The organism is Pseudoalteromonas sp. S4492, from assembly GCF_005886115.1.
Taxonomy (GTDB): Bacteria; Pseudomonadota; Gammaproteobacteria; order Enterobacterales; family Alteromonadaceae; genus Pseudoalteromonas; species Pseudoalteromonas gelatinilytica.
Map to the genome: position 1 here is coordinate 1 of NZ_PNCP01000312.1, position 215 is coordinate 215.

Annotated in this window: 1 pseudogene; it reads left to right on the forward strand. The window is 52.1% G+C overall.

Annotation, left to right across the window (positions count from 1 at the left end):
* Window positions 1-215: pseudogene (locus CWC28_RS21690) on the forward strand (c-type cytochrome); the annotation flags it as partial.

The following is a 215-nucleotide window of genomic DNA, read 5'->3' on the forward strand; positions in this document are numbered from 1 at the left end:
ATATCGAAGATATTTCTGCTTTCTATGCCAGCCAGCCTGCGCCACAGGGGGTAGCTGATCCTAAACAGGTTGAGCTGGGTGAACAGCTGTACCGTTTTGGTGATCAGAAGAAAGGTATTCCTGCCTGTGGTGCTTGTCACTCTCCAACAGGTAAGGGTAACTCGCTGGCAGGCTTCCCACAGATCAGTGGCCAGCACGCTCAGTATACAGCCAAG